Below are 13680 nucleotides of genomic sequence, written 5' to 3'. Positions count from 1 at the left end.
CGATCGTGCCGCCAACTTCATGATCGACGAGGTCAGGCGGGGCGGTGGGCTAGAAGGCCGCTGCCTGGGCTCGGCGTTTGACCTCTCGGGCCAGGTCGCCGCCGAGGGCCACGGCGGGGGTGCCGGGAAGCGCGGGGTCCTCCCGGTAGAGCCAGCGCAGCGCCTCCTCGTCGTCGTACCCGGCGTCGGCGAGCAGGTTGAGCACGCCGGGTAGGTGCTTGAGCACGGTGTCGTTGGCCACCAGGTCGGCCGGGATTCGGCGGACGCCGTCGCGGCGCACCGCGAGCAACTCGCGATCGCGGATCATCTGGTGCACCTTGCTGATCGACAGGTCCAGGTGCTCGGCCACGTCGGGCAGCGTCAGCCAGCCGGCCGGGTCGGCCGGTCCGGCCAGGTCGGGGCCGGTCTCGGTGGGTACGGAATCGGTCACCCGACCACCCTGCCACGTGACCGCCGGGGCCGGTGCACGGCACCCCGCGCCGCCGCCGGGAGCGCGGCGGTCCCCCGTGTCGGAACCCGGCGGTAGCATCCTGTTCTACCTTCACCCTTCCGACACATAGACTGCCTGCCGATGGACACACAGGTCGCCGACACGTTGCTGGGCTCGCTGATCGAGGGGCGCTACCGCATTCGCGGTCGCGTCGCCCGTGGCGGCATGGCGACCGTGTACACCGCCACCGACGAGCGCCTGGAGCGCACCGTGGCGGTCAAGATCATTCACCCGACCCAGGCGCCGCAGGCCCAGGCCCGGATGGCCGGTTTCGTCGAACGCTTCACCGACGAGGCGAAGACGATCGCCCGGCTGACCCACCCGAACGTGGTGGCGGTCTACGACCAGGGCATCCACGCCGGCCTGCCGTACCTGGTGATGGAGTACGTCCGCGGCCGCACGCTGCGCGACGTGCTCGCCGAGCGCCGCCGGCTGAACCCGGACGAGGCGCTCGCGATCACCGAGCAGATGCTCGCCGCGCTCGCCGCCGCGCACCGGGCCGGCCTGGTGCACCGCGACGTCAAGCCGGAGAACGTGCTCGTCGCCGAGGTGCCCACCGGCGGCAGCCGCAACCTGGTCGACAGCGTGGTCAAGGTGGCCGACTTCGGGCTGGCCCGGGCCGTCGAGGCCAGCGCCGAGGACGAGAACGGCAACCAGCTCATGGCGACCGTGGCGTACGTGGCGCCGGAGCTGGTCACCCACGGCCAGGCGGACCCGCGCACCGACGTCTACTCCGCCGGCATCGTGCTGTTCGAGATGCTCACCGGCCGGGTCCCCTACGACGGCGACCGCCCGGTGGAGGTCGCGTGGCAGCACGTCGACCGGGACGTACCGGCGCCGTCGACGCTGGTGCCGGCGCTGCCGCCGGTTCTCGACGCGCTCGTCGCGCGGGCCACCCGGCGGAATCCGGCCGGCCGGCCGGCCGACGCCGCGGCGCTGCTGAGCGAGGTGCAGGCCGCCCGCGAGCAACTGGGCGACCCGCACGCGCACACCACCGTGCTGCCGCAGCTCAGCGACGAGACCGCGGTCCTGAGCCAGCCGACCCAGGTGGTGGCCGCGCTCCAGCCGGTCGAGCGCCCGGCGTGGGCCCGGCTGCCCGAGGGCGGCGCCACCCCGCGCCCGCACCGGCGCCGCGCCGCCGAGGAGGACTCCGGGGGGACCGGGTTCGCCGCCCTGCGTACCCGGATCATGGGCTCGCCGCGCGGACGGCTGGCCGTCGCCGCGACGGTCGTGGTGCTCGGCCTGGTCGCCGCGGTCGGCGGCTGGTGGTTCGGGGTGGGCCGCTACACGGTCGCGCCGCAGCTCGTGAGCCTGACCAAGGTCGACGCGGAGGCGCAGGCCCAGCGCGGCGGCTTCACGCTGCGGTACGCCGCCCCGCGCTACGACGAGAAGGTCCCCAAGGACACGGTGCTCGGGCAGGCGCCCGGGTCGGCCGCGCGGATCGTCAAGGGCGGCACGATCACGCTGACCCTGTCGCTCGGCCCGGAGCGGCTGCCGGTGCCGGACGTGGTGGGCAAGGACTACTCGCTGGCCCAGGCCGAGTTGGACGGCGTCAACCTGGTCGTGGTCAAGGGCTCCTCCCGGTACGACGACGCCCTGCCGGCGGGCGTGGTGCTGGCCACCGACCCGAAGGTGGGCACCGTGGTCAAGCCCGGCGCGAAGGTGACGTTGATCCTGAGCAAGGGCCGTGCGCCGGTCACCGTGCCCAACCTGGTCGGCAAGAGCCTCACCGAGGCGCGGACCATCCTCGCGCAGCTCGGGCTGAAGCCGGTGGAGACCGTCAAGGACTCCGACAAGCCGAAGGACGAGATCCTCGGCCAGAGCCCGGCCGACGGCACCGGCGTGGAGAAGGGCACCCAGGTCAAGCTGGAGATCAGCAAGGGCCCGCCGCAGGTGGCCGTCCCCCGGGTGATCGACATGCCCTGCCAGCAGGCCAAGCAGACGCTGGAGAGCCAGGGCTTCCCGGTCAACATCCAGCTCAACCCGAACGGCGTCGTCCGGCTCCAGAACCCGGCCGAGAACACGCCGGTGCCGCCGGGTACGACTGTGACGGTGACGTGCCTGTGAGCGCGACGGACGGCCACCGCCGGGTGGGGTCGCACACCCCCACCTCCGGCGGCCTGGCCCGGGCGGCCCTGCCGTACGCGGAGGCGGCCGAGTCCGAGGCGGTGCAGGTCTATGTCTCGAACTCGCGCGGCTGGGCGCTCCCGCCCGGCGACCCGGCGCAGGACGCGTTGTTCCGCGACGGGTGCGGCGAGCGTGGCCTACCCGTGTTCATCCACGCCTCGCTGCTGGTCAACCTCGGCTCCCCCACCCCGGCGACTGTCACCCGGTCGGCCGAGACGCTCGCCCACGCGGTGCGGCGAGGGCGGGCGATCGGCGCCGAGGGTGTGGTCTTCCACGCCGGCAGCTCGGTCGACGCCGGTCACGCCGAGGCGGCCCTGCGGCAGGTCCGCGAGGCGCTGCTCCCCCTGCTCGACGAGGTCGCGGCCATCGGCGGACCGATGCTGCTGGTCGAGCCGAGCGCCGGAGGCGGCCGGTCGCTGGCGTCCCGGGTCGAGCACCTCGGCCCCTACCTGGACGCGGTCGACCGGCACCCGATGCTCGGCGTCTGCTTCGACACCTGTCACGCCTGGGCGGCCGGACACGACCTGGCCGCTGAGGGTGGCATGACCGCCACGCTCGACACGCTTGTCGCCACGGTGGGCGCGGACCGGCTGCGGCTGGTGCACGCGAACGACTCGAAGGACCTGTGCGGTTCCACCCGGGACCGGCACGAGAACATCGGCAAGGGCACCATCGGCGAGCCGGCATTCGCCGAACTGATGTGTCACCCGGCGACCGCCGGGGTGCCGGTGCTGGTGGAGACCCCCACGGAGAAGCACATCGGCCACGCCGCCGACATCGCCACCCTCAAGCGCCTCCACCCCTGACGCCCTCGTCACCCCGATCCCTCCCCTGGGGTGAGGGCGGGGCGCGGGTCAGGCCCGCAGGGCGGTGTGCAGGATGGTGGCGGCGCGGTCGATCTGCGCGTCGGTGACGTCCAGGTGGGTGACCAGCCGGGCGGTACGCGGGCCGAGCACCGAGATCAGCAGCCCCTCCGCCCGCGCGGCGGCAGCCAGCGCGGGCGCGTCCAGCGGGTGCTTGGTCAGGTCGAGCGGCACGATGTTGGTCCGCACCACCGCCGCGAGCACGCCGTGCGGGGCGACCGCCTCGGCCAGCCGGGCCGCCTTGGCATGGTCGTCGGCGAGCCGCTCGACGTGGTGCGCCAGCGCGTACCGGCCGGCGGCGGCGAGGATGCCGACCTGCCGCATGCCGCCGCCCATCCGCTTGCGGAGGAACCGCGCCCGGGCGATCTTCTCGGCGCTGCCCACCACCAGCGAGCCGACCGGCGCGCCGAGGCCCTTGGAGAGGCAGACCGACAGCGTGTCGAACAGCGCGCCGTACTCGGTCAGCGGCACCCCGTCGGCCACGTGCGCGTGCCAGATCCGCGCGCCGTCGCAGTGCAGCGCCACCCCGTGCTCGTCGGCGACCTCCCGCATCCGGCGCAGCGTCGGCAGCGGGATCACCCCGCCGCCGCCCCGGTTGTGGGTCTGCTCCACAGCGATCGCGCGGGTCGGCACCGCGAAGTAGCCGTCCGGGCGGATCATCCCGGCGACCACGTCGGGGTCCAGCTCCGCGCCCACCGCCGGCCACGTCCGCGAGGAGATCCCACCGTACGCGGCGGCGGCGCCGACCTCGTACGTGACCACGTGCGCGTCGGCGTCGCAGAGCAGCTCGTCGCCGGGCGGCACGTGCAACTGGAGCGCGATCTGGTTGGCCATCGAGCCGCTCGGGGCGAACAGCGCCGCCTCGTGGCCGAACAACGCGGCCACCTCGGTCTCCAGCGCGGCGACGGTCGGGTCCTCGCCGTAGACGTCGTCGCCCACCTCGGCGGCGGCCATCGCCTCCCGCATCCCCGGCGTCGGCCGGGTCACGGTGTCCGTCCGCAGATCGATCAGCCCGGGGCTCGCAAGCTCACTCCTCGCGTCAGCCACTGTGCCCCCTCCGGCTGCCGACTGCGGGGCTCGCAAGCTCACTCCTCGCGTCAGCCACTGTGCCCCCTCCGGCTGCCGACTGCGGGGCTCGCAAGCTCACTCCTCGCGTCAGCCACGGAGCATCTCCGCCACCAGGAACGCCAGCTCCAGCGACTGCTGGGTGTTCAGCCGGGGGTCGCAGGCGGTCTCGTACCGGTCGGGCAGGTCCAGGTCCTCGATGCCCTGGGCGCCGCCGAGGCACTCGGTGACGTCCTCGCCGGTCAGCTCGACGTGCAGGCCGCCCGGGTGCGTGTCCAGGCCGCGGTGCACCTCGAAGTAGCCGAGCACCTCGTCGACGATCCGGTCGAAGTGCCGGGTCTTGTAGCCGTTGGAGGACTCGTGCGTGTTGCCGTGCATCGGATCGCACTGCCAGACGACCTTGGCGCCGGCGGCGGTGACCTTGGCGACGATCGGCGGCAGCGCGTCGCGGACCCGGTGGTTGCCCATCCGGCTGATCAGCGTGAGCCGGCCGGGGACGTTGTCCGGGTTGAGCTTCTCGCAGAGCTCGATCGCCTCGTCCGGGGTGGTCGTCGGGCCGAGCTTGACGCCGATCGGGTTGGCGATGCGGGAGATGAAGTCGATGTGCGCGCCGTCGATCTGCCGGGTCCGCTCCCCGATCCAGAGGAAGTGCCCGGACAGGCCGTACGCCTTGCCGTCGGAGATCCGGGTCAGCGCCCGGTCGTACTCCAGCGCCAGCGCCTCGTGCGAGCAGTGCAGCGTGACGGTGCGCAGCGCCTCGTCGTCGGTCATCCCGCAGGCCCGGATGAAGGCCAGCGCCCGGTCGATCTCGCGGGCGATCGCGTCGTAGCGCTCGCCGGCCGGGGACTGCCGCACGAAGTCCTTGTTCCAGTCGTGCACCGCGTGCAGGTCGGCCAGCCCGCCCGCCAGGTACGCCCGGAGCATGTTCATCGCGGCGGCCGAGTTCGCGTACGCCCGGATCATGCGCTGCGGGTCGGCGACCCGCGCCTCCGGCGTGGCCTCCAGAGAATTGATCATGTCGCCGCGGTAGGCGGGCAGCCCGCGGGCGTCGGTCGGCAGGGACCGGGGCTTGGTGTACTGGCCGGCGACCCGGGCGACCTTGACCACCGGCAGCGACGCGCCGTAGGTGAGCACGATGGCCATCTGGAGCAGCGTGCGGGCGTTGGCGAGCAGGTGGCTCTCGGTGTTGTCGACGAAGGTCTCCGCGCAGTCGCCGCCCTGCAGCAGGAACGCCTTGCCCTCGCAGACCAGCGCGAGCCGCTGCCGCAACTGGTCGACCTCGTAGGGCGCGACCACCGACGGCACCGTGTCCAGCACCCGGCAGACCTCGACGACCTGGGCCGGGTCGTCCCACGGCGGGGTCTGCGCGCGCGGCAGCTCCCGCCAGCGGTCGAGGCCGAGGGCCGCGTCCTCGGCGGAGTCGGCGGTCGGGCGGCTGGTCTGCAGACCAGGGCTGCCCACGGCGGGGTGACTCAGCTGATGCCACTCATGGCGCATGAGGGAAAGCGTACGGCGACCGAAGCGATCACTCACCGCCGAGGGGGATGGTTCCGGTCACTGGGAGGGCACCGGCGGGGCCGGCACACCCGGCGGCCCCGTCGGGTCGGGGGTCGCGCCGGCGGGCTGCGGCCCTGCCGGGTCGGCGGTCGGCTCGACCGTGCTGTCGACGGGCACCTCGCCGGAGATGCACCAGTCCGCCCCGTTCCGGGTGACGGTGAACAGCAGCGACCGGGCGGCCGTACGCGATCCGGCGGCGACCGTGACCGAGGCGCTGACCTCCTGGCCGTTCGGGCCGGAACGGACGTCGGTGATGGTCGCCTGCGGCACGGTGAAGTGGTCGGCGAAGTCGCCGTTCGGGCCGGTGGCGGCGGAGTCGAAGGCGGCGTGCATGGGCGCGCAGAGCTGGCTGCGGCCGGCGTCGGCGTCGCGGGCGGTCAGCGCGTCCAGGTACGCCTGCACGCGTTCCCGGCTCTTGGCCGCCGCCTCCTCGGCCGGCGCCTTCCCGCTGAGCGTGGCGCCGCCGCCGTCGCCGGAGCCGCAGGCGGCCAGGCCCGCCGGCAGGAGCGTGAGGACGGCGAGCGCGGCGAACCGGCCCCGGTGGCTGCGACCCATCGGTCCTCCCGTCGGCGTGGACGTCATCGAGCGGCGAGTGTGCCACACCGGCCGCACGGCCTGGTGACTCCCCATCCTGACCCGGATCGGCGCGCTCGGCCAGGACGGCACGCGGGCGGGGAGGGGCCGGTGTGGCCCCTCCCCGCCGGGTGGGTGGTGCGTCGGCCCTCGGCTCAGCCGAGACCGCCCTTGATGGCGCCGATCAGCTCGCCGTTGCCGGTGTCACCGGAGAGCTCCCAGAAGAACGCGCCACCGAGGCCCTGGCTGTTGGCGTAGCTCATCTTGCCGCCGATGGTCGACGGGGTGTCGTAGCTCCACCAGTTGCTGCCGCACTTGGCGTACGCCGTGCCGCCGACCGTGCCGGTGGCCGGGCAACTGTTCTTCAGCACCTTGTAGTCCTCGATGCCGGCCTCGTAGGTGCCCGGGGCCGCGCCGGTGGCGCTGCCGCCGGGTGCGGCCTGGGTCACGCCGGTCCAGCCACGTCCGTAGAAGCCGACGCCGAGCAGCAGCTTGCTGGACGGTACGCCCTTGGACTTGAGCTTCTGGATCGCCGCGTCCGACCAGAAGCCCTGCTGTGGGATTCCGGCGTACGAGTAGAGCGGCGAGTGCGGCGCGGTCGGCCCCTGGGCGTTGAAGGCGCCGAAGTAGTCGTACGTCATCGGCATCAGCCAGTTGAGGCTGGTCGCGGCGCCCGCATAGTCGGTGGCGTCGATCTTGCCGCCGTTGCTGCCGTCCGCGGTGATCGCCGCGGTGACCAGGAAGCTGGAGCCGAACTTGCTGCGCAGCGCCGAGACCACGTTCTTGAACGCGTTCGGGCCGCTGCTGTCGCACTGGAGGCCGCAGGCGTTCGGGTACTCCCAGTCGACGTCGATGCCGTCGAAGACGTCCGCCCAGCGCGGGTCCTTGACCAGCGAGTAGCAGGAGTCGGCGAACGCGGCGGGGTTCTGCGCGGCCTGGGTGAAGCCGCCGGACCAGGTCCAGCCGCCGAAGGACCAGAGCACCTTCAGGTTCGGGTACATCTTCTTCAGCTTGCGCAGCTGGTTGAAGCTGCCGCGCAGCGGCTGGTCCCAGGTGTCGGCGACGCCGTCGACGCTGTCCGCGGCGGTGTACGCCTTCTCGTAGTCGGCGTAGCTGTCACCGATGCTGCACCGGCCGCCGGTGGTGTTGCCGAAGGCGTACAGGATGTGGGTCAGCTTCGCGGCCGAGCCGCTGGTGTGGATGTTCTTGACGTGGTAGTTGCGGGCGTAGACGCCCCACTCGGCGAAGTAGCCGACGATCTTCTTGCCACCGGGCGGCGGCGTGGTGGGCGGCGGCGTCGTCGGCGGGGTGGTCGTCGGCGGCGTGGTGGTGGGTGGCGTCGTGGCCGGCGGGGTCGTGGTCGGCGCGGTGGTCGTCGGCGTGCCGCCGCCGGTGCAGGAGCCGCCGTTGATCGTGCAGCTCACCGGCGCCTTGTACGCGCCGGTGCCGTTGTAGCCCCAGCTGAAGCTGGCACCCGGGGCGAGCGTGGCGGCCCAGCTCTTGTTCACCGCCACGTAGCGGTCACCGCTGCGGGTGATGTCGGCGTCCCAGGAGCTGCTGATCGAGGTGCCGGAGGGCAGCGTGAACTCGATGCGCCAGCCGTTGACGGTGGAGCTGGTGCCGTTGGTGACGGTCACCCGCCCCTCGTGGCCGGTCCCCCAGTCCTGCACCTTGGCGAACGTGGCGGTGACGCTGCCGGCGGCCGACGCGGTGGTCATGGGCACCGCGGCGACCGCGAGCGCGACCACGGCGCCGGTGGCCCACAGGGCCCGGCGGAGCGATCTCTTCATACGGCGTCCCTCCAATAGTTAGGAAACTTTCCAAATTGATTGCTGAGACGCTACTCACACCGTCGCCACTTCGTCAAGATGTCAATGCATCGATTTGCCGGCCGGCGCGGCACGGCCCACGCGGGGGCCCGTAGCCTCGTGCCATGACCGTTCTCGACGTCCAGATCGACGCCCTCACCGGCGGCCCGGCCGACCTCGGCCGCTACCGCGGCCGCGCCCTGCTCGTGGTCAACGTGGCCTCCCGCTGCGGCCTCACCCCGCAGTACGCGGGCCTTCAGGAACTCGCCGACACGTACGGCGAGCGCGGGCTGACGGTGCTCGGGGTGCCGTGCAACCAGTTCGCCGGCCAGGAGCCGGGCAGCGCCGCCGAGATCGAGGAGTTCTGCCAGGTCAACTACGGCGTGACGTTCCCGCTGACGGAGAAGGTCGACGTCAACGGGCCGGACCGGCACCCGCTCTACGCGGAGCTGGTGCCCACGCCGGACGCCGAGGGGCACACCGGGGACGTGCGCTGGAACTTCGAGAAGTTCCTCGTGGCGCCGGACGGGACCGTGGCCGGCCGGTTCGCGCCGCAGGTCACGCCCGACTCACCCGAGCTGCGTGCGGCGATCGAGAAGGTGCTTCCGGCCTGACGGCCGCTGGGCACGGCGCAGCGGCACGCCCCCGGCCGGAGGCGTGCCGCTGCCGTGGATCGGGTCAGCCGGCGGCGGACCGGAAGACCGGGTAGTAGCCGCCGGACTGCCCGGCGGCCGTCGGGTGGTACGACTTGCTCAGGTTCAGCACGTTCAGCGCGTGCAGCCACTTGGTCCCGTAGCTGCAGAGCTGGTGACCGACGAAGATGGAGCGCACGTCGGCGAAGGTGAAGCCGGCCGAGACGGCGGCCGTACGGGTGATGTCGTCGAGCAGGTTGATGCCCTCGTTGATCTTCGCCCGGGACGTGGCGCTGAGCCCCACGCAGGTGGTGCCGAGCTGGTAGAAGACCGGGTAGCCGACCACCACGACACGGGCCGAGGGCGACCGGCTCTTGATGCCGTTGTAGACGTTGGCGAGCCGGCCCGCCATCGAGGTGCGGGCGACGTTCATGGCGGACTGCACGGCCGCCACGCACTGGGTCTCCCCCTTGAGCACGCAGGTGCTCATGATGTTGGCGAAGCCGACGTCGTTGCCGCCGACGGTGACGCTGACCAGGGTGGTGGTCGAGGTGAGCGCGGAGAGCTGGCTGTTGATGACGTCCGTCGTGGTGGCGCCGGAGCAGGCGACCGACCGGTACGACGCGGGCTTGATGTTGGTGTTGTAGAGCGCCGGGTAGGCGTTCGTGCTGCGTAGACAGTTACCGCTCTCCGAGGTGTAGCTGTCGGCGCCGACGCCGGAGGCGTACGAGTCGCCGAGCGCGACGTAGCGGTCGGACGGGGCCGCCTGGGCGGGGGCGGCCAGAGAGAGGGTGACCCCGACCGAGGCGGCCAGAGTCAGGGCGAGGGTGGCAAGACGGGATCTCCGCACGTCGCACTCCTGGGGGCGTGAAGTGGTGGTGAGAGATAGATATCAATAAGATCACAGGGCATGGAAGATCACCGATTTACGGGCCGGCGCGCATAGCGACTTGTCCCTATAAATCGGTGCCAGGTGGGCGCATCACAACGAAGGTTTCCGCCGAGCCGGGCGGATCGGCGCAGATCAGGCGTGGACGGGCCGGCTCAGATGGGACGGCGGCCGGCGAAACCGCACTCGACCCGGTGGTACCACCGGATGTCGGTGTCCCCCTCCAGCCAGCACCAGAGCACTGCCCGGCCGTCGCGCTCGCCGGGGAAGTCGAGCAGCACCGGAGCGATCCCCTTGACCGCGATCTCATGCTGATGGAACTCGTCCACCACCACGTGCAGCCGCGCCTCCAGCGCCTTCACCTCGGCGAGCCCGCCGAGCGCGCTGACACCGTGGTCGGCCAGATCGACCCGCAGCTCGGCCAGGTCGGCCCGCAGCCGGATCAGCTCGTCGACGCGTGGCCGCAGCGTGGCCACCAGGTGTCGCGCCTGGGCGAGAGTGAACACCGGGCCAGTATGCGGCACAACTCGTGTCTTCCGGGTCACCGCCCAGCCGCACGTCGACCGTCCGGGCCGGGACGAGACGGTGAGCCTGGAAGGGCCGCGGGAGACCAGACGACGCCGGCAGCCTCCCGCACCTCGGCCTGCCAGGCGCGCAGGGCCCGCTTGATGCGATCGTTCTCGTCCCGGGCGTCGTCGAGCCGCCGGGTCCGCTCCCCCAGCTCGTAGACGAGCCGGTGCAGCAGCGCGTCGACGTCGTCGGTCCGGTAACCGCGCCGGCCCAGTGACGTGCGGGGCAGCTCGACGGCGCTGAGCCGGTCCGCGGTGAGCGGACCGGCCAGCGCGTTGCGGCTGCGGTAGACGCCCATCAGACGCCGAACCCGTCCGGCAGGTGGATCCGCTCTGCCGGCACCCCACCGGCGAGCAACCGCAGCCGCGACCCGGCCACCATCAACGGTGGCCCGCACAGGTAGACCTCCTGACCGGGACGCCAGTGGTCGAGCGCGACGGTGAGCGCGTCACCCTGCTCTCCCGCCTCGGCCAGAGGATCGTGCGAGAACGCGGGCACGACGGTCAGCCAGTTGTTGCTGCTCTGGAGCTTGTCGAGGCTGATCGGATCGTAGAGGTCGGCGAAGGTGCGGGCACCGACGACCAGGGTGACCCGGCGACCGGCCGGCGCGGCGGCGACCTGCTCGACGAGGGCGCGCAGCGGCGCCAGCCCGGTGCCCCCGGCGACGAGCAGCAGGTCCGCATTCGACACCGGATCGAGAGTCAGGCCGATCGACCGGGGCGGGCCGAGCCAGATCCGATCACCGGGGCGTACCCGGTGCACGAACGCGCGCGACACGGCGGCGACGGCACGGATGTGGAATTCCACGGTGCCGTCGGCGCGCGGAGCATTGGCCGGCGAGTACCAGCGCCACCGGCCGGGCCGGCGCTCGGTGCAGACGGGCAGCGCCTGACCGGGCCGGAACGTCAGGCGGCGCCAGGGGCGCACGGTCACCACGGCGATGCCGTCGGCGGCCCGGTCGTGGTCGACGACCTGCGCCGGCCACCAGGGCGGGCCGTCGCCGGCTTGCTCGACCGCACCGCTCACCGCCGCCGTGGCCCGCCGGGCGGCCCCTGCCCAGGCCGCCACCAGCTCCGGTGTCATGCTCACCTGCCGGGACACCGTCGCGACGAGCGCGGCCTCGACGGGGAGCTGGTGCGGCAGCAGCCGGTAGCGGCGACAGGCCCGACCGAGCACGGTCAACAACGCCGCCCGCCCGGCCGGGTCGTCGCCACCGCTGACCAGCCGTCCGAATGCGGCGAGGAACACCGCAGCCTCCCGCTCCGGCAGCTTCCCGGGGCAGCGGTCCTCCACCGCACACCAGAAGTGGTCGGCAGCCTCGCGGGCATACCGCGTGGTGACAGACCACGACGCGGCCAGGGCGGCGGTCACGAGCCGACCTCGTCCGAGAAGGCCCGCTGGGCCGCTGCCACCGAGCACGCCGGCACGTCGAGCGCCCAGAGCACCCCGGCCAGGTAGTCGACCACGCGGCGGTGCTGCGCCTCGGTCAGGCCCAGGCCGCGCCACGCCCCGGCCGCTGGCCGGGCGATGTCGCCCGCCGGCCCGCCGAGCGCCACCGTGAGAGTGAGCGCCAGGTGTCCGGCGAGCCGGGCCCGATCAACCCCGACGAGGTACGGCGCCAGCTCCGCGTCCGCCGCCACCAGCCGCAGCCACCGGGCCACCGCCTCGCGCACCGCCGCCGACCCGGGCCAGCTCTCCGTCGGGTACGCCCCGAGCCCGGTCACGCCCACGGCCAGGCGCCCGGGTCGCCGGCGGCGACCAGTTCGTCCACGCGCTGCTCGGTGAGCCCGGCCGCCCGTAGTGTGCCGCGGCCCCAGCGGGCCAGCCGGCACGGGTGCGGCACCCGCTCGCTGCGGCACAGTGGACCCGCAGGCCACTGTTCCGGCACATGCACCGCCACCGCGCGCACGGCCAGCGCCACATCCTCGTCGCTGACCGGGGTGAGCACCGGGAAGTCGTCCAGCACCGCCGCCATGAGAAGCCCTTCCGTCGAGAGTCGGAGCGGCACCGGGGCGGGCGGGGACGGCGGACGCGCTCGGGTGACGCCCCACCGGAGCCCAGCACCCGCCCCGGGCCATGCGTCCACCCTCGTCAGCTTGCGGCTCAAGGGGTACGACTACGCTCTGCACTTGCGCTGTACCAGCTCTGAAGTCGAGCCGCTGAGGTGCTGGCGGCCGGTCTCGACGCACTCGGAGGCGAGCCGATGACGACCGTGCAGAAGTGGACCGGCCGGGAGACCCGGATGCTGCGGCACGCGCTGCGGATGAGCATTCGCGATTTCGCCGAGCACCTCGGCGTCAGCGAGCGCACCGTCTCGAAGTGGGAAGCCGGTCGGGAGGCGGTGCAACCTCGACCGGAGATGCAAGCCGCTCTCGACACCGCGCTCGCGCGGGCGGGGAACGAGGTTCATCGGCGATTCCGGTCAGGCTTGGGATTGGCCGATGCCGCCGAGCTGCGGCAAGGTGCTGCCGATGTCCAGGCGGAAGGGAACGGTGGCACCTCAATAGCGGACGTCACGGCGGTTTTCCGCAACCGGGCTGAGCTCTCTGCGCACCTGCCCGCGGATCGCATCCTGGACGGCGCCCGAAAGGTTCGAGCGATGGGACTCTCCCTGAACCTGCTGTGCCAACACTACCCCGATCACCGCTGGCGTCAGCTCATCGAAGGCGGCGCGCAGGTCCGATGCCTGTTCCTGGATCCTGATGGCTCGGCGATCCAAGCCAGGGAACGTGAGGAGAGCTTCCCGGCCGGCCAACTCGCGGCACTGACGAAGCTCAACATCGAGACGATGTTGCGGGTGCGTGACCGCCTGTCGGGCGACCTGTACGGCAGCGTGCAGGTCGCCCTCTACGACGAGACGCTTCGGTTCAACGTGCTCCTCATCGACGACCTCTGCCTTGCCCAGGCATACCTGCCCGCGAGCCGAGGGGTCGACTCTCCGACCTTCGTGATGCGACGCCGAGAACCCACGACGGGGTTGTATCCGGTGTATGAGCAGATCTTCGAGTCTCAGAGCGTGTTTGAGAAGGTCTGTTGTGGACGGCGTGGTGGCATGACTTCCACCGGCGAGACGGGCAGGGTGGCGCGGTGTCTGCACGCCGTGGCT

General features: G+C 72.5%; 15 protein-coding genes. 4 read left to right on the top strand and 11 right to left on the bottom strand.

Translation table 11 applies throughout. From position 1 onward, the window contains the following. Positions 1–49 precede the first annotated feature (49 nt). The gene (locus tag ACFYON_RS00075) at positions 50–430 is read right to left on the bottom strand and encodes an Rv2175c family DNA-binding protein (RefSeq protein WP_354870075.1); all 381 of its coding nucleotides are present in this window, start codon (positions 428–430) and stop codon (positions 50–52) included. 141 nt (positions 431–571) lie between these two features. Between ACFYON_RS00075 and pknB the strand changes: the two genes are divergently transcribed. Both pknB and ACFYON_RS00065 read left to right on the top strand, forming a co-directional pair. Further along, the gene (pknB, locus tag ACFYON_RS00070; RefSeq protein WP_355094702.1) at positions 572–2557 is read left to right on the top strand and encodes a Stk1 family PASTA domain-containing Ser/Thr kinase; all 1986 of its coding nucleotides are present in this window, start codon (positions 572–574) and stop codon (positions 2555–2557) included. Continuing rightward, positions 2554–3423, top strand: a complete 870-nt coding sequence (locus ACFYON_RS00065; protein WP_357707338.1) for a deoxyribonuclease IV — start codon at positions 2554–2556, stop codon at positions 3421–3423. The genes pknB and ACFYON_RS00065 overlap by 4 nt, the downstream gene beginning before the upstream one ends. 48 nt (positions 3424–3471) lie before the next feature. Here ACFYON_RS00065 and ACFYON_RS00060 read toward each other — a convergent pair whose 3' ends face one another. The 4 genes from ACFYON_RS00060 to ACFYON_RS00045 all read right to left on the bottom strand — a co-directional run bounded on the left by ACFYON_RS00060 (position 3472) and on the right by ACFYON_RS00045 (position 8465). Continuing rightward, positions 3472–4491: a GntG family PLP-dependent aldolase gene (locus ACFYON_RS00060; protein ID WP_354870305.1), complete on the bottom strand. Its 1020-nt coding sequence runs from the start codon at positions 4489–4491 to the stop codon at positions 3472–3474. 144 nt (positions 4492–4635) lie between these two features. Beyond that, on the bottom strand, positions 4636–6042 hold the full coding sequence (locus ACFYON_RS00055) for a class II 3-deoxy-7-phosphoheptulonate synthase (protein WP_387320405.1): 1407 nt from the start codon (positions 6040–6042) through the stop codon (positions 4636–4638). Between the two features lie 57 nt (positions 6043–6099). After that, positions 6100–6657 (bottom strand): hypothetical protein, encoded by a 558-nt coding sequence (locus tag ACFYON_RS00050; protein WP_354870067.1) that lies wholly within the window; start codon positions 6655–6657, stop codon positions 6100–6102. 173 nt (positions 6658–6830) lie between these two features. Then, the gene (locus ACFYON_RS00045; protein WP_387320402.1) at positions 6831–8465 is read right to left on the bottom strand and encodes a glycosyl hydrolase family 18 protein; all 1635 of its coding nucleotides are present in this window, start codon (positions 8463–8465) and stop codon (positions 6831–6833) included. 143 nt (positions 8466–8608) lie between these two features. Here ACFYON_RS00045 and ACFYON_RS00040 point away from each other — a divergent pair, with 143 nt between their 5' ends. Continuing rightward, positions 8609–9097, top strand: coding sequence for a glutathione peroxidase (locus tag ACFYON_RS00040; protein WP_354870062.1), 489 nt, complete (start codon positions 8609–8611; stop codon positions 9095–9097). A gap of 64 nt (positions 9098–9161) precedes the next feature. Here the strand turns inward: ACFYON_RS00040 and ACFYON_RS00035 are convergent, their stop codons facing one another. From ACFYON_RS00035 to ACFYON_RS00010, 6 genes are all read right to left on the bottom strand, one after another. Beyond that, complete coding sequence (locus tag ACFYON_RS00035) at positions 9162–9965, bottom strand: SGNH/GDSL hydrolase family protein (protein WP_354870060.1); 804 nt, start codon at positions 9963–9965, stop codon at positions 9162–9164. Between the two features lie 194 nt (positions 9966–10159). Next, a complete protein-coding gene (locus tag ACFYON_RS00030; RefSeq protein ID WP_354870057.1) occupies positions 10160–10510 on the bottom strand; it encodes a DUF2203 domain-containing protein in 351 nt (116 codons plus the stop codon). A 35-nt stretch (positions 10511–10545) separates the two neighbouring features. Continuing rightward, on the bottom strand, positions 10546–10872 hold the full coding sequence (locus ACFYON_RS00025) for a DivIVA domain-containing protein (RefSeq protein ID WP_354870055.1): 327 nt from the start codon (positions 10870–10872) through the stop codon (positions 10546–10548). Continuing rightward, entirely contained in the window at positions 10872–11945 is a 1074-nt protein-coding gene (locus ACFYON_RS00020) for an FAD-binding oxidoreductase (protein ID WP_354870053.1), read from the bottom strand. The genes ACFYON_RS00025 and ACFYON_RS00020 overlap by 1 nt, the downstream gene beginning before the upstream one ends. Then, positions 11942–12298 carry a hypothetical protein gene (locus ACFYON_RS00015; RefSeq protein ID WP_354870051.1) on the bottom strand — a complete coding sequence of 119 codons (357 nt, stop codon included), beginning with the start codon at positions 12296–12298 and terminating at the stop codon, positions 11942–11944. The genes ACFYON_RS00020 and ACFYON_RS00015 overlap by 4 nt, the downstream gene beginning before the upstream one ends. Further along, positions 12295–12549: a hypothetical protein gene (locus ACFYON_RS00010; RefSeq protein ID WP_354870049.1), complete on the bottom strand. Its 255-nt coding sequence runs from the start codon at positions 12547–12549 to the stop codon at positions 12295–12297. The genes ACFYON_RS00015 and ACFYON_RS00010 overlap by 4 nt, the downstream gene beginning before the upstream one ends. Before the next feature lie 228 nt (positions 12550–12777). On the opposite strand from ACFYON_RS00010, the gene ACFYON_RS00005 reads away from it, so the two are divergent. Continuing rightward, a partial coding sequence (locus ACFYON_RS00005) for a DUF5919 domain-containing protein (RefSeq protein ID WP_357707332.1) occupies positions 12778–13680 on the top strand: 903 nt, incomplete at its 3' end.

The organism is Micromonospora sp. NPDC005686, from assembly GCF_042871665.1.
In the GTDB taxonomy this organism is placed as follows: domain Bacteria; phylum Actinomycetota; class Actinomycetes; order Mycobacteriales; family Micromonosporaceae; genus Micromonospora.
This window is presented reverse-complemented; position numbering and strand designations above follow the sequence as displayed.

Excerpts from the sequence above, each read along its gene's own strand:
- ACFYON_RS00040 (WP_354870062.1), top strand. The coding sequence starts at position 8,609 with ATGACCGTTCTCGACGTCCAGATCGACGCCCTCACCGGCGGCCCGGCC.
- ACFYON_RS00010 (WP_354870049.1), bottom strand. The coding sequence starts at position 12,549 with ATGGCGGCGGTGCTGGACGACTTCCCGGTGCTCACCCCGGTCAGCGAC.
- pknB (WP_355094702.1), top strand. The coding sequence starts at position 572 with ATGGACACACAGGTCGCCGACACGTTGCTGGGCTCGCTGATCGAGGGG.
- ACFYON_RS00045 (WP_387320402.1), bottom strand. The coding sequence starts at position 8,465 with ATGAAGAGATCGCTCCGCCGGGCCCTGTGGGCCACCGGCGCCGTGGTC.
- ACFYON_RS00055 (WP_387320405.1), bottom strand. The coding sequence starts at position 6,042 with ATGCGCCATGAGTGGCATCAGCTGAGTCACCCCGCCGTGGGCAGCCCT.
- ACFYON_RS00025 (WP_354870055.1), bottom strand. The coding sequence starts at position 10,872 with ATGGGCGTCTACCGCAGCCGCAACGCGCTGGCCGGTCCGCTCACCGCG.
- ACFYON_RS00050 (WP_354870067.1), bottom strand. The coding sequence starts at position 6,657 with ATGGGTCGCAGCCACCGGGGCCGGTTCGCCGCGCTCGCCGTCCTCACG.